Consider the following 15,461-nt stretch of genomic DNA (forward strand, 5'->3'; position numbering starts at 1 on the left):
CAGGTGGCGATCAGCTGCTGCGCGTCAGCGCTCGTTGGTGCCGGCGATGAACGCCTCGACGTCGTCCTTGGCCTTGTCGTCGCGCTTCTGCACCGGCGGCGACTTCATGAAGTACGACGACGGCGACGTCAGTGGGCCGCCGATGCCACGGTCGAGGCCGATCTTGGCGGCGCGGAGCGCGTCGATGATGACGCCGGCCGAGTTCGGGGAGTCCCAGACCTCGAGCTTGTACTCCATGTTCAGCGGCACGTCGCCGAAGTTGCGAGCCTCCATGCGCACGTACGCCCACTTGCGGTCGTCGAGCCACTCGACATAGTCGCTGGGGCCGATGTGGACGTTGCGCTTGCCGAGGTCGTGGTCGACGTTGCTCGTCACGGCCTGCGTCTTGGAGATCTTCTTCGACTCGAGACGGTCGCGCTCGAGCATGTTCTTGAAGTCCATGTTGCCGCCGACGTTGAGCTGGTACGTCCGGTCGACGATGACGCCGCGGTCCTCGAAGAGGCGCATCAGGGCGCGGTGCGTGATGGTGGCGCCGATCTGGGACTTGATGTCGTCACCGACGATCGGCACACCGGCGTCGGTGAACTTTTGCGCCCACTCCGGGTCGGAGGCGATGAACACCGGCAGGGCGTTGACGAACGCCACCTTGGCGTCGAGGGCGCACTGCGCGTAGAACTCCGCGGCCTCCTCGGAACCCACGGGCAAGTAGCAGACGAGGACGTCGACGCGGGCGTCCTTGAGGGCCTGCACCACGTCGACCGGCTTCGCGTCCGACTCCTGGATGGTCTCGCGGTAGTACTTGCCGAGACCGTCGTGGGTGTGGCCGCGCTGCACCGGCACGCCCATGGGGGGCACATCGGCGATCTTGATGGTGTTGTTCTCGGAGTTGAAGATCGCCTCGGAGAGGTCGAAGCCGACCTTCTTGGCGTCCACGTCGAACGCAGCGACGAACTCGATGTCGCGGATGTGGTACGGACCGAAGCGGACGTGCATGAGACCGGGGACGGTCGCGTCATCGGCGGCGTCCTTGTAGTACTCGACGCCCTGGATCAGGGACGCGGCGCAGTTGCCGACGCCCACGACGGCGACGCGGATGGAGCCCATCCGTTCTCTCCTCACTGGTTGGACGACAGCTGGCCGAATGGCTGGCTGGTGGTGCTGGCCTGCTCCTCACGTCCCGCACCGGGTGGTGCGGCAGGGGAGGACGGCGGTGTCTCCGGGGGCCTGGGCGGCGCTCCGGACCCGGGGCCGGAGGTGCGCTCCCGCTCGACGAGCTCGTCGAGCCAGCGCAGCTCCCGCTCCAGGGAGTCGGTGGTGTGGCGGTGCAGCTCGGCCGACCAGCTGTCGGACCGGGTGCTGGCACGGGCATCGCAGACGCGCTCCAGCCTCTCCACCACGCGGGTGCGGCGACCTTCGAGGATGCGCAGCCGGGTGGTGGGGTCGGTGCTGCCGAAGAAGGCGAAGTGGACGTCGAACTGCTCGTCCTCCCACGTCGCCGGGCCGGAGTTGGCCAGCAGCGAGCGGAGCTGTGCGCGACCGGCGTCCGTCAGCTGGTAGACAACGCGGCTGCGTTTGCCGGCGAGCGGGGGCGTGGCCGTGGTGGGCGAGCTCTGGGTGATCCAGCCGCGCTCCTCCAGGGAGCGCAGCGCGGGGTAGAGGCTGCCGAAGGAAATCCGCCGCCTCAGGGGACCGATGACCAGGTCGATCCGCTTGCGCAGTTCGTAGCCGTGGAGCGGGGTGTCATCGAGAAGCCCGAGGACGGCGATGGTGAGCGCGTCCGATCCCCGTGCCACCGTGTCGACCTCCTGGGCTGCCTGCGCCCGCACGCCCGCAGCGCGCAGATGTATCGAACCGATACATCTGCGGACTGTAACGAGCAGGTGCAGAGAACGCGAGTCCAGCCCCACCTGTCCGGCCGAAGGTCAGTGGGGCACCAGGTCACCGCCGCATACTGAGGGTGACCCGCGACCGCTCCACCCGCGGTGCCGACCGAGCCCAGGACGAGGCTCCCGGTGCCCGCACGACTCCAGGGACGCACCCGGTGCCTTCTCACCCTCCGGCGCCCAGCCGGCGCTCAGCCCCCGCTGCCCGCACGGCACCGCCCCGCAACCCCGGGGCGGGCGGCCGGCCGCCGGCGCAGCCCCCTGCGAAGCGGAAGCGCCGGTTCCTCTCCTGGTCGGTGGTACTCAGCGGCCTGCTGCTGCTGGTGATCATCGTGGTGGGTGTGGGCACCCTCGCGTACGCGACGACGCCCACGCCGTCGCTCAACGCGAACGCGCTCAAGGCGACCACCACGGTCTACTACTCCGACGGCACCACGGTGATGGCCGAGCTCAACGACGACGGCATCGACAGGAAGCCGCTCACCGAGGAGCAGATGCCAAAGTCCGCCAAGGACGCGGCCGTTGCCTCGGAGGACCGCACCTTCTACGAGAACAAGGGCGTCTCTGTCACCGGCATCGCCAGGGCCGTCTGGGGCGTCGTCACCGGCAACCCCGACCTCGGTGGCGGCTCGACGATCACGCAGCAGTACGTGAAGAACATCACCGGCAACGACCAGCGCGCCTACACGCGCAAGGCCACCGAGGCGATCCAGGCGCTCAAGGTCGACCAGCAGTACGAGAAGGACCAGATCCTCACGAGCTACCTCAACACCGTCTACTTCGGGCGCGGCGCGTACGGCATCGCTGCCGCGACGGAGGCCTATTTCGGGCCGACCGTCGACCCGACCCAGCTCACCCACGAGCAGGCGGCGTTGCTCATCGGCATCCTTCCGGCCCCCTCAGCGTGGGACCCGGCGAACAGCCCCGAGAACGCGCAGAAGCGGTACTCGTACGTCATGGACGCCATGCAGAAGATGGGCTCCATTTCCGCCGACGAGGTAGCGGCGAACCCGACGATGCCGGAGGCGGTCAAGCAGGAGAAGCCGAAGTGGTTCCAGGGACCCCGCGGCTACGTGCTCAACGCCATCGTCAAGGAGCTCGCTGCTCCGGGATACAGCTTCACTGGGCTCGACGGCATCAACCGAACCTTGAAGACCGCTGACGACGTTGCTGCCGCCGGACTCAAGATAGTCTCCACGATCGACGCCGCCAAACAGCAGGCTGCCGAGGAGACCATGGGTGACACCAAGGTGTTCCCGGCCAAGGGCCGACCGGAAACGCTCCGCGCAGGGCTCATCTCCATCGACCCGACCACCGGCGGCGTGGTCGCGATGTATGGCGGCCCCGACTACCTGACCCAACCCTTCGACGCCGTCAATCAGGGCATGGCGCAGGCGGGTTCCACCTTCAAGCCGATCACGCTGCTCGCGGCCCTGCAGAACGGCACCACCGACGGTCAGAAGGTCGAGCTCTCGGACACCTTCAACGGATCCAGTCCGCAGACTTTCGGAGACACACCGACCACAAACTTCTCGAATGAGCAGTTCGGGAACATCAACCTCGTCAAGGCCACTGCCGACTCCGTGAACACGGTCTACGTGCACCTCAACCAGGAGATCGGTCCGCGGACGACGGCCAAGACGGCCGAGCAGCTCGGCATCACCATGGAGGACAACTCGACGAGCGCCCTCGCCAACGTGCTCGGCAGCTCGGCTGTGCTGCCGATCCAGATGGCGCAGGCCTACGCGGCCCTGGCCAACGGGGGCACTGTGCACCCCGCGCACTACATCCAGCAGGCCACGGTGGGAGACAGCGACGTCTACGTCGTCAGGACGGATCCCAACAAGGGGGAGAAGCCGTTCAAGGACGACGCCGTCGCCGACACCGTCTACGCCATGCAGGCCGTGACCAAGCCTGGGGGCACCGCGGCGAGTATCGGCAGCGCCTTCGGCAAGCGTCCGATCGCCGGCAAGACCGGAACCACCAACAAGAACAGGGCGGCGTGGTTCAACGGCTTCACCCCGCAGTTGCAGACGGCCGTGGTCCTCTACAACAGCGGTCCGAACGGGGAGGAGCTGTCTATTCCTGGGTGGGGCGGCGTCAGGGAGGTCACCGGAGCCACATACCCCACGCGGATCTGGACCTCCTACATGCAGAAGGCGCTCAAGGGCACCAAGATCGAGCAGTTCGCGAGGCCGTCCGAGCAGGTCAGCTCCGAGCCGTCTCCGACGCCCTCGGCGACTCCCACCGACACGGCCAGCGCCTCCCCCAGCGATTCGGTCAGCCCGAGCGACTCCCCCAGCGACGACGGCGACGGCCCCGACGGCGGCGACGGCCCGAGCAACGGCCCGAGCCAGAGCGGCCCGGGACAGAACCAGGGCGGCAACCAGGGGGGCGGCCAGGGGCAGAACCAGGGCGACACGACCGACCAGGCGGCCGGGCCTCCGGGGCTCGCCGACCGGGTGGCCGCGCGCCTCGGCCAGGCCCGTCCCGGACCTGGCGCTACCGGCGCCCCGGCCGGCGGTCAGGCCGGCGGTCCGGCCGGACGCACCCAGGGCTGACCGGAACCAGTCCCGGTGGGGGACGATCGCGCGGTGACCGCGCCCAGCCACAGCGACGCCGTCGTCCGAGCCGCCAGCGAAGTGGTGGGCGGTCCGTGGGGTAACCACGCCGCCGATTCCACAACCGGCAGCCCAGCCTCGGGTCGCGGGAGCCGGCTCTGGGGCCCGGCCCCGCTGCTGGCGCTCGCGGCCGTTGTGCCGGTGGCCCTGGCCGCCCTGACGCGCGCCCACTGCCGCGAGACCGGATGGGCGACGCCGGACCAGTACGTCCACGCCTGCTACTCCGACGTCCCTCTCCTCCTCGGGGGACCGGGCGGCGCCGCGGGGCAACCGCCGACCACAGCGGTGCTCCTGCGCCTGCTGGACCTGGCGACGACGACGCCGCTCGCCGCGTTCGACCTGTCGGTGCTGCTCGCCGGCCTCTGCCTGTCCGTGGCGGCTGTCCTGCTCGTGCTCGCACGCACCGGTGTGCGGGGAGCGTCGGGTTGGGAGGCGGCCCTCGTGGCCCTCAGCCCCGTCGTCGTCACCGCCGGGGTGATCTCGGTGGACCTCGCGGCTGTCGCGTTGCTCGCTGGCGCGCTGCTGGCGCTCAGGCGCGAGCACCCCGCCGTCGCCGGGGCCCTGGTGGGCCTGGCGGCCGGGGTCAGGCCCGCGGCGGCGCTCGTCGTCGTCGCCCTGTGGCTCGTCGTCCTCATCGGGCGCGGATTGGGGGACCACCCGGGCGCGCGTGCCGGCGCTCGGAGGCACGCCGCGGGTCCGGGCGGGCTGGACGCCCTCGGCGCCGCAGCGGCGACCGCTGCCGCTGTCCTTGCCGGTGGACTCGTGACGCTGGCCGCGAGCATCGGCGTCGGCGAGCAGGAGGGCGGCTCGCGCTGGTGGGACGGCGGCGGGGGTGCCGGCTATGGCGCCCTGTGGCTGCTGCCCGGGTTGCCGGGCAAGCTGCCCGACGGGACGGAGCTGCCGTGGAGTGCCCTGCCGGCCGACGCGGTCACCGCCCTCGCGGCGATGGGCCTCGTCGTCGTCCTCCTGCTCGCCGCGGCTGCCGCAGCGCGGACCGCCGGTGCTGAACCGCTCCGCAGGACCGCCGCGGTCGCGCTGGTGCTCGTCGCCGGTGGGTTGGCGGTCTCCCCCAGCGTGCCCGTGCAGGCGACGCTCGTGGTGCTGCCGCTGGCCGCCGTCGCCGCGCCTCGCTGGAGCCATCACCTGCCCTGGGCGCTCACCGAGTGCGCCTACGCCACCGGCACCTGGCTCTACCTCTACGCGCTGAGCTCCTCCGACGGGCGAGGCCTGTCTCCGGGCGCCTACGCCGTGCTGCTCGCCGTGAGGCTTGCAGCGCTGGGGTGGTTGACGGTGCAGGGCGTGCGCTCGACGGCCCGCTCGGTGTCGGTGGCGCAGGACGACGACGTCGAGGGTGGCGTGCAGCGCATCGACGGCGTCCGGGCAGCCGCCGCGCAGCCGGTAGACTGATCTGCTGGCCCGGGTCCCCGGGCTACCGCCGCCCTCCGGGGTGGCACCTCCTGTCACGGAAAGACCGTGACCGCCGAGTCCAGAGGAGGTGGGCCGCTCATGCGCGCCTACGAACTGATGGTCATCCTCGACGCCGAGCTCGAGGAGCGCACTGTCGCCCCGTCGCTCGACAGGTTCCTCAACGTCGTCCGCGCCGACGGTGGCACCGTCGAGAACGTCGACATCTGGGGCCGCCGTCGCCTGGCCTATGACATCGACAAGAAGTCCGAGGGCATCTACGCCGTCGTGACCATGAAGACGGTGCCCGCCACCGCCAAGGAGCTTGACCGCCAGCTCAACCTCAACGAGGCCGTGCTGCGCACCAAGCTCATGCGGCTCGAGAACGCCTGAGACCCGCTGTCGGCGCTGGCTGCTAGACCGGCGCCCGACCGCGGACCGCACGCGACACCACACCAGCTGCTGAGGAGCACACCATGGCCGGCGAGACGACGATCACCGTCATCGGCAACCTCACGGGAGACCCCGAGCTTCGGTTCACCCCGTCTGGGGCCCCCGTGGCCAACTTCACGGTGGCTTCCACGCCCCGCCAGTTCGACCGCCAGAGCAACGAGTGGAAGGACGGCGAAACGCTGTTCATGCGCTGCTCCATCTGGCGTGACGCGGCGGAGAACGTCTCCGAGTCCCTGACCCGCGGCACGCGGGTCATCGTCACCGGCCGCCTGGTCTCGCGCTCGTACGAGACCAAGGAGGGCGAGAAGCGCACCACCATGGAGCTCCAGGTCGACGAGATCGGCCCGTCGCTCCGCTACGCCAACGCCAAGGTCAACAAGACCCAGCGGTCCGGCGGCGGCGGTGGTGGCGGCTTCGGTGGCGGTGGCCAGGGCGGGGGCAGCGGCTTCGGCGGCGGCTCCAGCTCCGGTTCCAGCGGTGGCGGCTACGGCGGTTCCTCCGGTGGCGGCCAGCAGTCCAACGACCCGTGGGCCACCGGCCCGTCGGGTGGTGGCGGCCAGAGCTCCGGCGGCGGCAGCTGGGGCGGCGGCTCGTTCAACGACGACCCGCCGTTCTGACAGACGCCTCATCTAGATCCCCAGACCACATCCACCATCCCGGCCCCTGCCAGCGGGGCCGGGCTCCGAGAAAGGGAGCTCCACGATGGCCAAGCCCGCTGTGCGCAAGCCCAAGAAGAAGGTCAACCCGCTCAAGGCGGCGAAGATCACCACGGTCGACTACAAGGACACCGCGCTGCTGCGGAAGTTCATCTCCGACCGCGGCAAGATCCGCGCCCGCCGCGTGACCGGTGTGTCCGTCCAGGAGCAGCGCCAGATCGCCACCGCCGTGAAGAACGCGCGCGAGATGGCCCTGCTGCCCTACACCAGCTCGCCGCGCTGATCCGGCTGACAGAGGAGATCGAGAGATGAAGCTCATCCTCACGCAGGAGGTCACCGGACTCGGTGCCCCCGGCGACGTCGTCGACGTCAAGGACGGCTACGCCCGTAACTACCTCGTGCCCCGCGGCCTGGCCACCGGCTGGACCAAGGGCGGCGAGAAGCAGGTCGCGTCGATCCGCGCGGCCCGCGCCAGCCGCGAGCTGGCCTCCCTCGACGAGGCCAAGGTCGTCAAGCAGCGCCTGGAGTCCAACCCGGTGAAGCTGCAGGTCCGCACCGGTACCGGTGGGCGCCTGTTCGGCTCCGTGACGCCGTCGCTGGTCGCCAGCGCCGTCAAGGACGCCACCGGCACGTCGATCGACCACCGCAAGGTCGAGATCGGCAACGCCATCCGCTCCACCGGCGAGTACACCGTGCAGGTCCGTCTGCACCCCGAGGTGTCCGCCTCGATCGACGTGCAGGTCGTCCCGGAGGCCTGAGCCCCCGGCAGCCGCTGCTGCACTCCACGGACGCCCGTCCCGCTCACGCGGGGCGGGCGTTCGTGCGTTCCCCGCGGATTGCTTTCGTGATCATGGGGCGTTCGCCACCACCGTCTACGGCGACGCCCCTTACCTCGACCACGGACGTGAGCGTCACGTTCCGCCCGGGGAGCCGGGGCGAACGGCCCCGCGGCGCGCAGTTCTTGGCGATCGATCGGCTCCCCGTGCGGGAAATCCCGATCGATCGCCAAGATCTGCAACCCATTGCCGCGATAACCGCCCAGGTCACGGGCTGTTGTGACGCGCAGGTCCTTGAACGACTCTGGCCGGGGGCCGTCTCGGGTACCGAAAGTGACCGCCCGACTCCGTTCGGTCTACGGAGGCGGTCAATTTCGAGTGATCGTCACTGAGGGGGTGGGGCGACGACTCCTGCGGTTGGGGTGAGGCATTTTCGAGTGATCGATCGCCGATCGCGGCGCTGCGGTGACTGACTGGCGGCGGTGGGTTTCGTCGTCGTCATGACCTACAGCAACGCTGTGGACAGGGACGTCAGCGCTGCGTCACCACCGGCGCGTCTCGCGCGACACGCCGATGATGCGACACGCCGCAACCTGGAGTTCACCCTGTGGACGATTCTCCGTCCACATCCGGTGGACAACCATCGGCGCAGCTCACGCGCCGTCCGCCCATGATCAACAGACAGTTATCCACAGTTGTGCACAGGTCTATCCACAACTTGTGGATAACTGTGGATGCCTGCGCCGCAGGTGGCAGCGCTGCCCATGCGCGTTGTCCACAGGGTCGCCGCGCCGAGGGGCGCGCAGAGCCTCCGGGGAGCCTTCCGGGCGCCTACCGTCGTCCTGCCACCGAGTCCGCGGCAGCAGGCGGCGAGCCCTCCGGCCCGTCACCCCGCTCCGCCGCCGGCCACGGACTGTCGGTGGTGGGTGAGTAGATGTGCCAGCAGGGCTCGGGGCGGTATCGCGACCTCGAGACGACGGGTGAGCGGGAGACCGCTCGGAGAGGGCGGAGGGCGAACACGGATGTCGCTTGCTGACCTGGAGCCGTACGAGTCCTCAGGGCCGTCGGAGGAACTGGGGCGTACACCCCCGCAGGACGTAGCCGCCGAGATGAGCGTGCTGGGCGGCATGATGCTCAGCAAGGACGCCATCGCCGACGTCGTCGAGCAGATCCGCGGCACGGACTTCTACCGTCCCGCGCACGAGCTCATCTACGACGCGATCATGGACCTGTACGGTCGCGGTGAGCCGGCCGACGCCATCACCGTCGCCGCGACCCTCACCCGTAAGGGCGAGATCGGGCGCGTTGGTGGCCCCGGCTATCTGCACACCCTGATCTCCTCGGTGCCGACGGCGGCGAATGCCGGCTACTACGCCCGCATCGTGCGCGAGCGGGCCGTCCTGCGGCGCCTCGTGAACGCCGGCACGCGCATCGTGCAGCTCGGCTACGCCGCGGAAGGCGGCGACGTCGACGCGCTCGTCAACACCGCCCAGGCGGAGGTCTACGCGGTCACCGACCAGCGCCAGACCGAGGACTACGTGGCGCTCGGATCCACCATCGAAGCGACGATCGACGAGATCGAAGCGTCCAGCCATCGCGGTGACGGGATGATCGGCGTCCCCACGGGATTCGCCGATCTCGACGCGCTCACCAATGGTCTGCATGGCGGCCAGATGATTGTTATTGCCGCAAGGCCAGCAATAGGTAAATCTACAATTGGCCTAGATATTCTCAGGTCGGCGGCGATCAAGCACAACATGCCAGCCGTGGTCTTCTCCCTGGAAATGGGAAAGACCGAGATCACCATGCGTCTGCTGTCCGCTGAGGCGAAGGTCCCCCTGCAGAACATGCGCAAGGGCACTATGCGCGAGGAGGACTGGACCCGCTTGGCCCGCACCATGGGTGCGGTCAGCGAGGCGCCGCTGTTCATCGATGACAGCCCCAACATGACGCTCATGGAGATCCGAGCGAAATGCCGGCGGCTCAAACAGCAGCACGGGCTCAAGCTCGTCGTCATCGACTATCTGCAGCTCATGACGTCGGGCAAGAAGGTCGAGAGTCGCCAGCAGGAGGTCTCGGAGTTCTCCCGTGCGCTGAAGCTGCTCGCCAAGGAGCTCGAGGTGCCCGTCATCGCCATCTCGCAGCTGAATCGTGGCCCGGAGCAGCGCACGGACAAGCGCCCCGCGATGAGTGACCTGCGTGAGTCGGGCTCCATCGAGCAGGACGCCGACATGGTGATCCTGCTGCACCGTGAGGACGCGTACGAGAAGGAAAGCCCTCGCGCGGGCGAGGCTGACCTCATCGTGGCCAAGCATCGCAACGGCCCGACGGACACGATCGTCGTCGCCTTTCAGGGGCACTACTCGCGCTTCGTGGACATGGCTACCGGCTGACGCCCCTTGTGGTGTGTACGTCGTACACGGCAAGCTGTGTACGACGTACACACCGCTGCTCGAGGAGACGTCCATGCCACACCACCAGCTGAGGGCGCGCACCGCAGGCGCGCTCTACCTCGTCACCTTCGCCTCCTCGATCCCCGCCCTCCTGCTCCTGGGTCCGGTTCTGGCGGGAGGAGGCGCCTATGTCACCGGCGCTGACGCCGATGCCCGTGTCACCGCGGGCGCTGCTCTCGACGTCGTCAATGCCCTGGCCTGCATCGGCACCGCCGTCGCCCTCTACCCGCTGGTCAGCACCTGGGCCCCAGGGCGTGCCGTGGGCTTCGTGGCCTCACGCGTTCTCGAAGCGGCTGTGGTGCTCACCGGGGTGGCCTGCGTACTTGGCGTGCTGGCCCTGCGGCAACAGGTGGCCGCGCGAGGTCTCGACGAGACAGCGGCGCAAGCTGCCGCCGCGGGCCTCATCGCCGTTCGGGATGCAACGTTCCTGCTCGGGCCGGGACTCATACCCGCCCTCAACGCCGTCCTGCTCGGCTCAGCCCTCCTGGCCGCGCGGGCGCTTCCGCGGATCATCCCTGCGGCGGGGCTCGTCGGTGCACCGCTGCTGCTCGCCTCAGCGACAGGCACCCTCTTCGGGGTCACCGGCCAGACGTCCTCGCTGGCCGCTGTCGCCGTCGTCCCGATCTTCCTCTGGGAGCTCTCCCTGGGCCTGTGGATGCTGGTGCGCGGGCTGCACCTGCCCACCGTTGACACCATCGTCGACGGCGCCCCTCGCGCCCGAGGCCTCAGGAGCGGCGCGAGGGCCACCCTGCCTCGTGGAGCCGCTCGACGGCGTCGAGCACGAGGTCCAGTGCGAAGCTGAACTCGAAGTCCTCGTCGCAGCCCTGCCCCACGGTGGTCAGATCGCCGCCGGTTGCGGCCAGGGCGATCGCGACGATGTGCGGGTACTGGGCGCTGAAGGCCGCAACCTCTGCCGCCGAGGGCGCAGCCGCAGGCTCCGGCAGCCCCCCCGACACCGACGGAGGTGGAGCGGTGAACGCCTCAGGGCTGAAACCCCACACGCGATGGCCCAGCAGGTGCATCGCATGGTGGGTGAGGTCTGCGGAGACGCCTCCTGCCATGAACGCGCCCGCCACGCGGTCCAGATGGGACAGCACCGCCGGGCTGCGCACCGTGCTCGTCTCGATGAGGCGGCGCAGCCACGGATGCTGCTGCAGCACGGCACGCGCCGACAGCGCATGTGAGCGGACCGCCTCCTTCCACGGCAGGCCCGGTGCGGGAGCCGCAAAGCGGGAAATCATGGCGTCGACGAGGCCGGCCATCAGGTCGTCCTTGCCGGCCACGTGCCGGTAGAGAGCCATGGGGACGACGTCGAGCTCGCCCGCCAACCGACGCATCGTGACGGCGTCCGTGCCCTCGGCGTCAGCCAGCGCCGTGGCTGCAGAGAGGGCTCGCTCGCGCGTCAGCGGTGTGCGGGCGCGGTCAGGCGGGTCCGGTGAGTCAGACGGCTCGGACGACTCAGAACGCTCGGACGACGCGGAGTGCACCGCTGCATCCTCGCCGCTCGCGCCGACGTCGGAAGAGTGTCAGGCCACGTCAGCGTTCATCGCCGCGACGAAGTCGCGCTTCACCTCGCGCCACGCCTCGTCGGTCATGGTGCGCCGCCAGTACGGCGAGCACGACATCGCCGACCGCTCCAGGCCGCGCTCGGCGAGCAGGTGGCGGCGCACCGCGCGGATCTCCTCGGCCTCGCCGTGCACAAAAGCGTGGACGACGCCGTCGCGCCAGGTCAGCGCCCGTGTCGCCTCCACCAGCAGCGCGCCGTCATGGGCCGCGTCGCCGGTGCGGTGGAGCCACGCGACGTCGGCGCCGTCGGGCGCGACCAGCGGCACCTCGTGCTCCGGGCCGTCGCACACGAGCCGCACCACCACGGATGCGTCGTCCGGAAGCACCTCCAGAGAGGCAGCGATGGCCGGCAGAGCCGACTCGTCACCGAGCATGACGTGCCAGGCGGCCTCGGGATCTGGCCGGTACCCGGAGGCAGGTCCCTCGAAGACGAGCACGTCGCCGGGCTGAGCCGCCGCTGCCCACGGCCCCGCGACGCCCGAGGTCCCGTGGACGACGAAGTCGATCGCGAGCTGGCGGGCGTCGTCGTCCCACGAGCGCACCGTGTACCGCCGCCGCGCCGGCATCTGCTCGCGCGGGAGGCCCGCCTCACGCAGCGCCTGGGGGTCGAACACCGGGCCGTAGGCGGCGCCCGGCGCGGGGATCGCGATGTTGACGTAGGCGTCGGTGCCCTCGGCGGGCCGGAACCCGTCAAGGCCCGGCCCATCGAGGACGACGCGCACCAGCGTCGGCGTCAGACGCTCGACTCGCACCACTTCACCATGCATCCCGCCATGCTAGACGGAATTTAGGTTACCCTTAGTTCAGCCCCAGCACTGCTTCGAGGCCCAGTCGGTGCCCTTGCTGTAGAGGCCGTCCGCGGGCTTGTCAGTGACCAGCTGGGACCCCGTGTTGAAGAACGCCAGCCCCGGGGAGGACTGCGGCACGTCGCCCGTCAGGGCGTGGTCGATGACGGCGTCGATGCCCAGGCGCGCCATCCGCAGCGGGAACTGCATCGCCGTCGCGCCGATCGCCCCGTCAGCGGTGGCTTTGATGCCCTCGCAGCCGCCGTCGATGGAGACGACGACGACCTTGTCCGCCCGGCCCGCTGCGACGAGCGCGGTGTGAGCGCCCAGCGCGGAACCCTCGTTGATCGTGTACACGAGGTTGATCGCCGGGTCCTTGGCGAGCAGCTTCTCCATGGCGGCCTGGCCGCCCTCCTTGTCCCCGTTGGTGGTCTCGTGCCCGACGATGCGCGGGTCGGACTCGTCACCGATGACCTTGGGGTCAGCGAGGTCGATGCCGAAGCCCGTCAGGAACCCCTGGTCACGGGCGACGTCCACCGGGACGTGGGCGGGGGTGAGGTCGAGCATGGCGATCCGCGCCGTCGCCGGGTCGACCTTCGTCGCGGCCCACTGACCGATCGAGCGGCCCGCGGTGAAGTTGTCCGTGGCGAAGGTCGTGTCGACGGCGTCCGCCGGGTCCGTGGGCGAATCGAGCGCGACGACGAGCAGCCCGGCCTTGCGGGCCTCGGCGATGGCCGGCAGCACATCGGCCCCAGACGGGGTGATGAGGATGCCCTTGGCGTCGGCCGCGATGAGCTTCTTGATGGCATCGATCTGGGTGGCGGTGTCGGTCTCGCCCTTACCGGCGTAGGAGCGCACGTCGACCCCGAGGGCCTTGCCCTCCTGCTCGGCGCCGGCGCGCAGCGCCTTGAAGTAGCCGCTGTCAGCGGACTTCACGATGATGCCCACCACGGGCTTGTCGGACGACGCGGCGTCACTGGATGCGGCACCGCAGCCCGCGCTTGCGAACAGTGCGGCGCCCGCGAGGGCCGCGGCGACGAGCCGGGCGCGGGTGGGGCGCACGGTGCCGGTTGAGGTGGACGAGGGGTCAGGGGTGGTGGAGGCGGTCATGGCTGCTCAGCTCCGGGACGTCGGGGGAAGTGTGGGGGCGGCGATCAGACGCTGATCGGCGGCGCGGATCACGTGCGGCTCAGTACCGGAACTGGGCCAGGTTGTCGCGCATGGAGACGGACAGCTCCGACAGCTCCCGGGACGACGAGCTGGCGGTGGACGCCGCGCCCTTCGTCTGGTTGCTCGTCTCGACGACGGCCGCGATGGCCTGCGCGATGCTCGTCGACTGCGACGAGATGTCCGTGACGTTGCGGGCCATCTCCGCCGTCGTCGCGGACTGCTCCTCCACGGCTGAGGAGATGGTGAGCTGCTTCTCGTGGATGGTGCCGATCACCGAGCTGATCTCGGCGATCCGCTCCACCGCGAGCGCGGTGGTCTTCTGGATGGCGTCGATCTTGGCGGTGATGTCCTCGGTGGCGCGGGCGGTGCCCTGCGCGAGGTCCTTGACCTCGCTGGCGACCACCGCGAAGCCGCGACCGGCTTCACCGGCGCGTGCGGCCTCGATGGTGGCGTTGAGCGCGAGGAGGTTGGTCTGAGCGGCGATCGTGGTGATCGTCTGGATGATCTCGCCGATCTCGGTGCTCGCGGTGTCGAGGTCGGCCACGGCCTGGGAGGTCTCGGCGGCAGCGGTGACGGCACCGGAGGCGACCTGGGAGACCGAGCTGGCTTGCTGGGAGATCTCGGCGATGGAGGCCGTCATCTCCTCCGTGGCGGCGCTGATGGTGGACGCGGCGATCGAGACCTGCTGTGCCGAACCCGCGACGACGCTGGTCTGGGCAACTGACGCTTCTGACGCCGTCGTGAGGTCGACGGCCACGTGGTCCATGCCCTGGGAGGCCTCGGCCAGTGTCGAGGCTGACTGCGAGAGGGAGGCGATGGTGCCGCGCAGGGAGCGCAGCGCGGCGCCGAGGGCCCGGCCCATGTCACCGATCTCGTCACGGTCGTGTTCGTCGACCTCGGCGGTCAGGTTGCGCTTCTCGACCTGCTGCAGGGAGGAGACCATGCGGCGCACCGGCACGAGGACGGAGCGGCCGACCCACACGTTGGCGACGATGAGCACGATCAGGCCGACCAGGCCACCCACGCACAGCCCCATGACGGCCCGGGAGCGGATCTCTTCGGCCTGGGCGCGGGCCTGGTGCGCCTCGGCGTCGATGAGGTCACCGACCACCTTCTGCTGCAGCGTGATCGCAGCGGCGGAGGCGGCGAGCTGGCCCAGCATGGACCGGCCCAGGTCGCTGCGGGGGTCGACCTTGGGGAGCACGGCCATCTGCTCCTGCGCGCTGGCCATGTACGCCTCGTAGTCCGTCTTGAGCGGCGTGACGGCGTTGCGCGTCCGCGTCGAGAGGATGCTGGTGTCGAGGGCCTTCCAGTCGTCAGCGGAAGCCTTCTGCGCTGTCGTGAACGCGGCCATGGCGGCGTCCGCGTTGGTGCCGCCGCCGGACAGGAGCGCGTCACGCAGTGATACCTGCGCCTGCTCGATGCGCTCCGCGAGCGCCGTCATCCGCGCGTCGGCCCCGCTCAGCTCGAGCGCGTGCGTGCTGCTCGCGGAGACAGAACCGAGGGTGGCTACGGCGGAGCCCGACAGCGCGGCGACAAGGACGGCGCCGGTGCCGGCCAGCAGCGTGAGCTTGGCCTTGATGGTGAAGCGACGGCGCTTCAGGGCGCTGAGGGGCACGAGGACCTCCGGACGGGCCGGTGTGCGTCTCACACCGATGTGTCCCAGATCGGCCCCTCAGCGCTCCACTGAAGCG

At 70.0% G+C, this 15,461-nt stretch carries 14 protein-coding genes; 8 read left to right on the forward strand and 6 right to left on the reverse strand.

Going from position 1 to position 15,461, the window contains the following annotated elements:
* Positions 1 to 24: 24 nt before the first annotated feature.
* Entirely contained in the window at positions 25 to 1,104 is a 1,080-nt protein-coding gene (locus BXY45_RS03120) for an inositol-3-phosphate synthase (RefSeq protein WP_109772841.1), read from the reverse strand.
* Between the two features lie 11 nt (positions 1,105 to 1,115).
* Positions 1,116 to 1,793 (reverse strand): PadR family transcriptional regulator, encoded by a 678-nt coding sequence (locus BXY45_RS03125; protein ID WP_109772958.1) that lies wholly within the window; start codon positions 1,791 to 1,793, stop codon positions 1,116 to 1,118.
* 248 nt (positions 1,794 to 2,041) lie between these two features.
* On the opposite strand from BXY45_RS03125, the gene BXY45_RS03130 reads away from it, so the two are divergent.
* The 8 genes from BXY45_RS03130 to BXY45_RS03165 all read left to right on the forward strand — a co-directional run bounded on the left by BXY45_RS03130 (position 2,042) and on the right by BXY45_RS03165 (position 11,048).
* Entirely contained in the window at positions 2,042 to 4,444 is a 2,403-nt protein-coding gene (locus BXY45_RS03130) for a transglycosylase domain-containing protein (protein WP_146211061.1), read from the forward strand.
* 33 nt (positions 4,445 to 4,477) lie between these two features.
* The gene (locus tag BXY45_RS03135) at positions 4,478 to 5,911 is read left to right on the forward strand and encodes a glycosyltransferase 87 family protein (RefSeq protein ID WP_170131292.1); all 1,434 of its coding nucleotides are present in this window, start codon (positions 4,478 to 4,480) and stop codon (positions 5,909 to 5,911) included.
* 99 nt (positions 5,912 to 6,010) lie between these two features.
* Entirely contained in the window at positions 6,011 to 6,301 is a 291-nt protein-coding gene (gene rpsF, locus BXY45_RS03140) for a 30S ribosomal protein S6 (RefSeq protein ID WP_109772844.1), read from the forward strand.
* A gap of 83 nt (positions 6,302 to 6,384) precedes the next feature.
* The gene (locus tag BXY45_RS03145) at positions 6,385 to 6,978 is read left to right on the forward strand and encodes a single-stranded DNA-binding protein (protein WP_109772845.1); all 594 of its coding nucleotides are present in this window, start codon (positions 6,385 to 6,387) and stop codon (positions 6,976 to 6,978) included.
* Between the two features lie 85 nt (positions 6,979 to 7,063).
* A complete protein-coding gene (gene rpsR, locus BXY45_RS03150) occupies positions 7,064 to 7,300 on the forward strand; it encodes a 30S ribosomal protein S18 (RefSeq protein ID WP_109772846.1) in 237 nt (78 codons plus the stop codon).
* A gap of 25 nt (positions 7,301 to 7,325) precedes the next feature.
* Complete coding sequence (gene rplI / locus BXY45_RS03155) at positions 7,326 to 7,775, forward strand: 50S ribosomal protein L9 (RefSeq protein WP_109772847.1); 450 nt, start codon at positions 7,326 to 7,328, stop codon at positions 7,773 to 7,775.
* 1,040 nt (positions 7,776 to 8,815) lie between these two features.
* On the forward strand, positions 8,816 to 10,186 hold the full coding sequence (dnaB, locus tag BXY45_RS03160; RefSeq protein WP_109772848.1) for a replicative DNA helicase: 1,371 nt from the start codon (positions 8,816 to 8,818) through the stop codon (positions 10,184 to 10,186).
* Between the two features lie 73 nt (positions 10,187 to 10,259).
* Positions 10,260 to 11,048: a DUF4386 domain-containing protein gene (locus BXY45_RS03165; RefSeq protein ID WP_109772959.1), complete on the forward strand. Its 789-nt coding sequence runs from the start codon at positions 10,260 to 10,262 to the stop codon at positions 11,046 to 11,048.
* Here the strand turns inward: BXY45_RS03165 and BXY45_RS03170 are convergent.
* The 4 genes from BXY45_RS03170 to BXY45_RS03185 all read right to left on the reverse strand — a co-directional run bounded on the left by BXY45_RS03170 (position 10,972) and on the right by BXY45_RS03185 (position 15,385).
* The gene (locus tag BXY45_RS03170; RefSeq protein WP_425468302.1) at positions 10,972 to 11,652 is read right to left on the reverse strand and encodes a TetR/AcrR family transcriptional regulator; all 681 of its coding nucleotides are present in this window, start codon (positions 11,650 to 11,652) and stop codon (positions 10,972 to 10,974) included. The genes BXY45_RS03165 and BXY45_RS03170 overlap by 77 nt on opposite strands.
* Before the next feature lie 120 nt (positions 11,653 to 11,772).
* Positions 11,773 to 12,564: a siderophore-interacting protein gene (locus tag BXY45_RS03175; protein WP_211319179.1), complete on the reverse strand. Its 792-nt coding sequence runs from the start codon at positions 12,562 to 12,564 to the stop codon at positions 11,773 to 11,775.
* 51 nt (positions 12,565 to 12,615) lie between these two features.
* A complete protein-coding gene (locus BXY45_RS03180; protein ID WP_109772851.1) occupies positions 12,616 to 13,707 on the reverse strand; it encodes a substrate-binding domain-containing protein in 1,092 nt (363 codons plus the stop codon).
* A gap of 79 nt (positions 13,708 to 13,786) precedes the next feature.
* The gene (locus tag BXY45_RS03185; RefSeq protein ID WP_109772852.1) at positions 13,787 to 15,385 is read right to left on the reverse strand and encodes a methyl-accepting chemotaxis protein; all 1,599 of its coding nucleotides are present in this window, start codon (positions 15,383 to 15,385) and stop codon (positions 13,787 to 13,789) included.
* Positions 15,386 to 15,461: the final 76 nt, after the last annotated feature.

Source organism: Quadrisphaera granulorum (assembly GCF_003149145.1).
Taxonomy (GTDB): domain Bacteria; phylum Actinomycetota; class Actinomycetes; order Actinomycetales; family Quadrisphaeraceae; genus Quadrisphaera; species Quadrisphaera granulorum.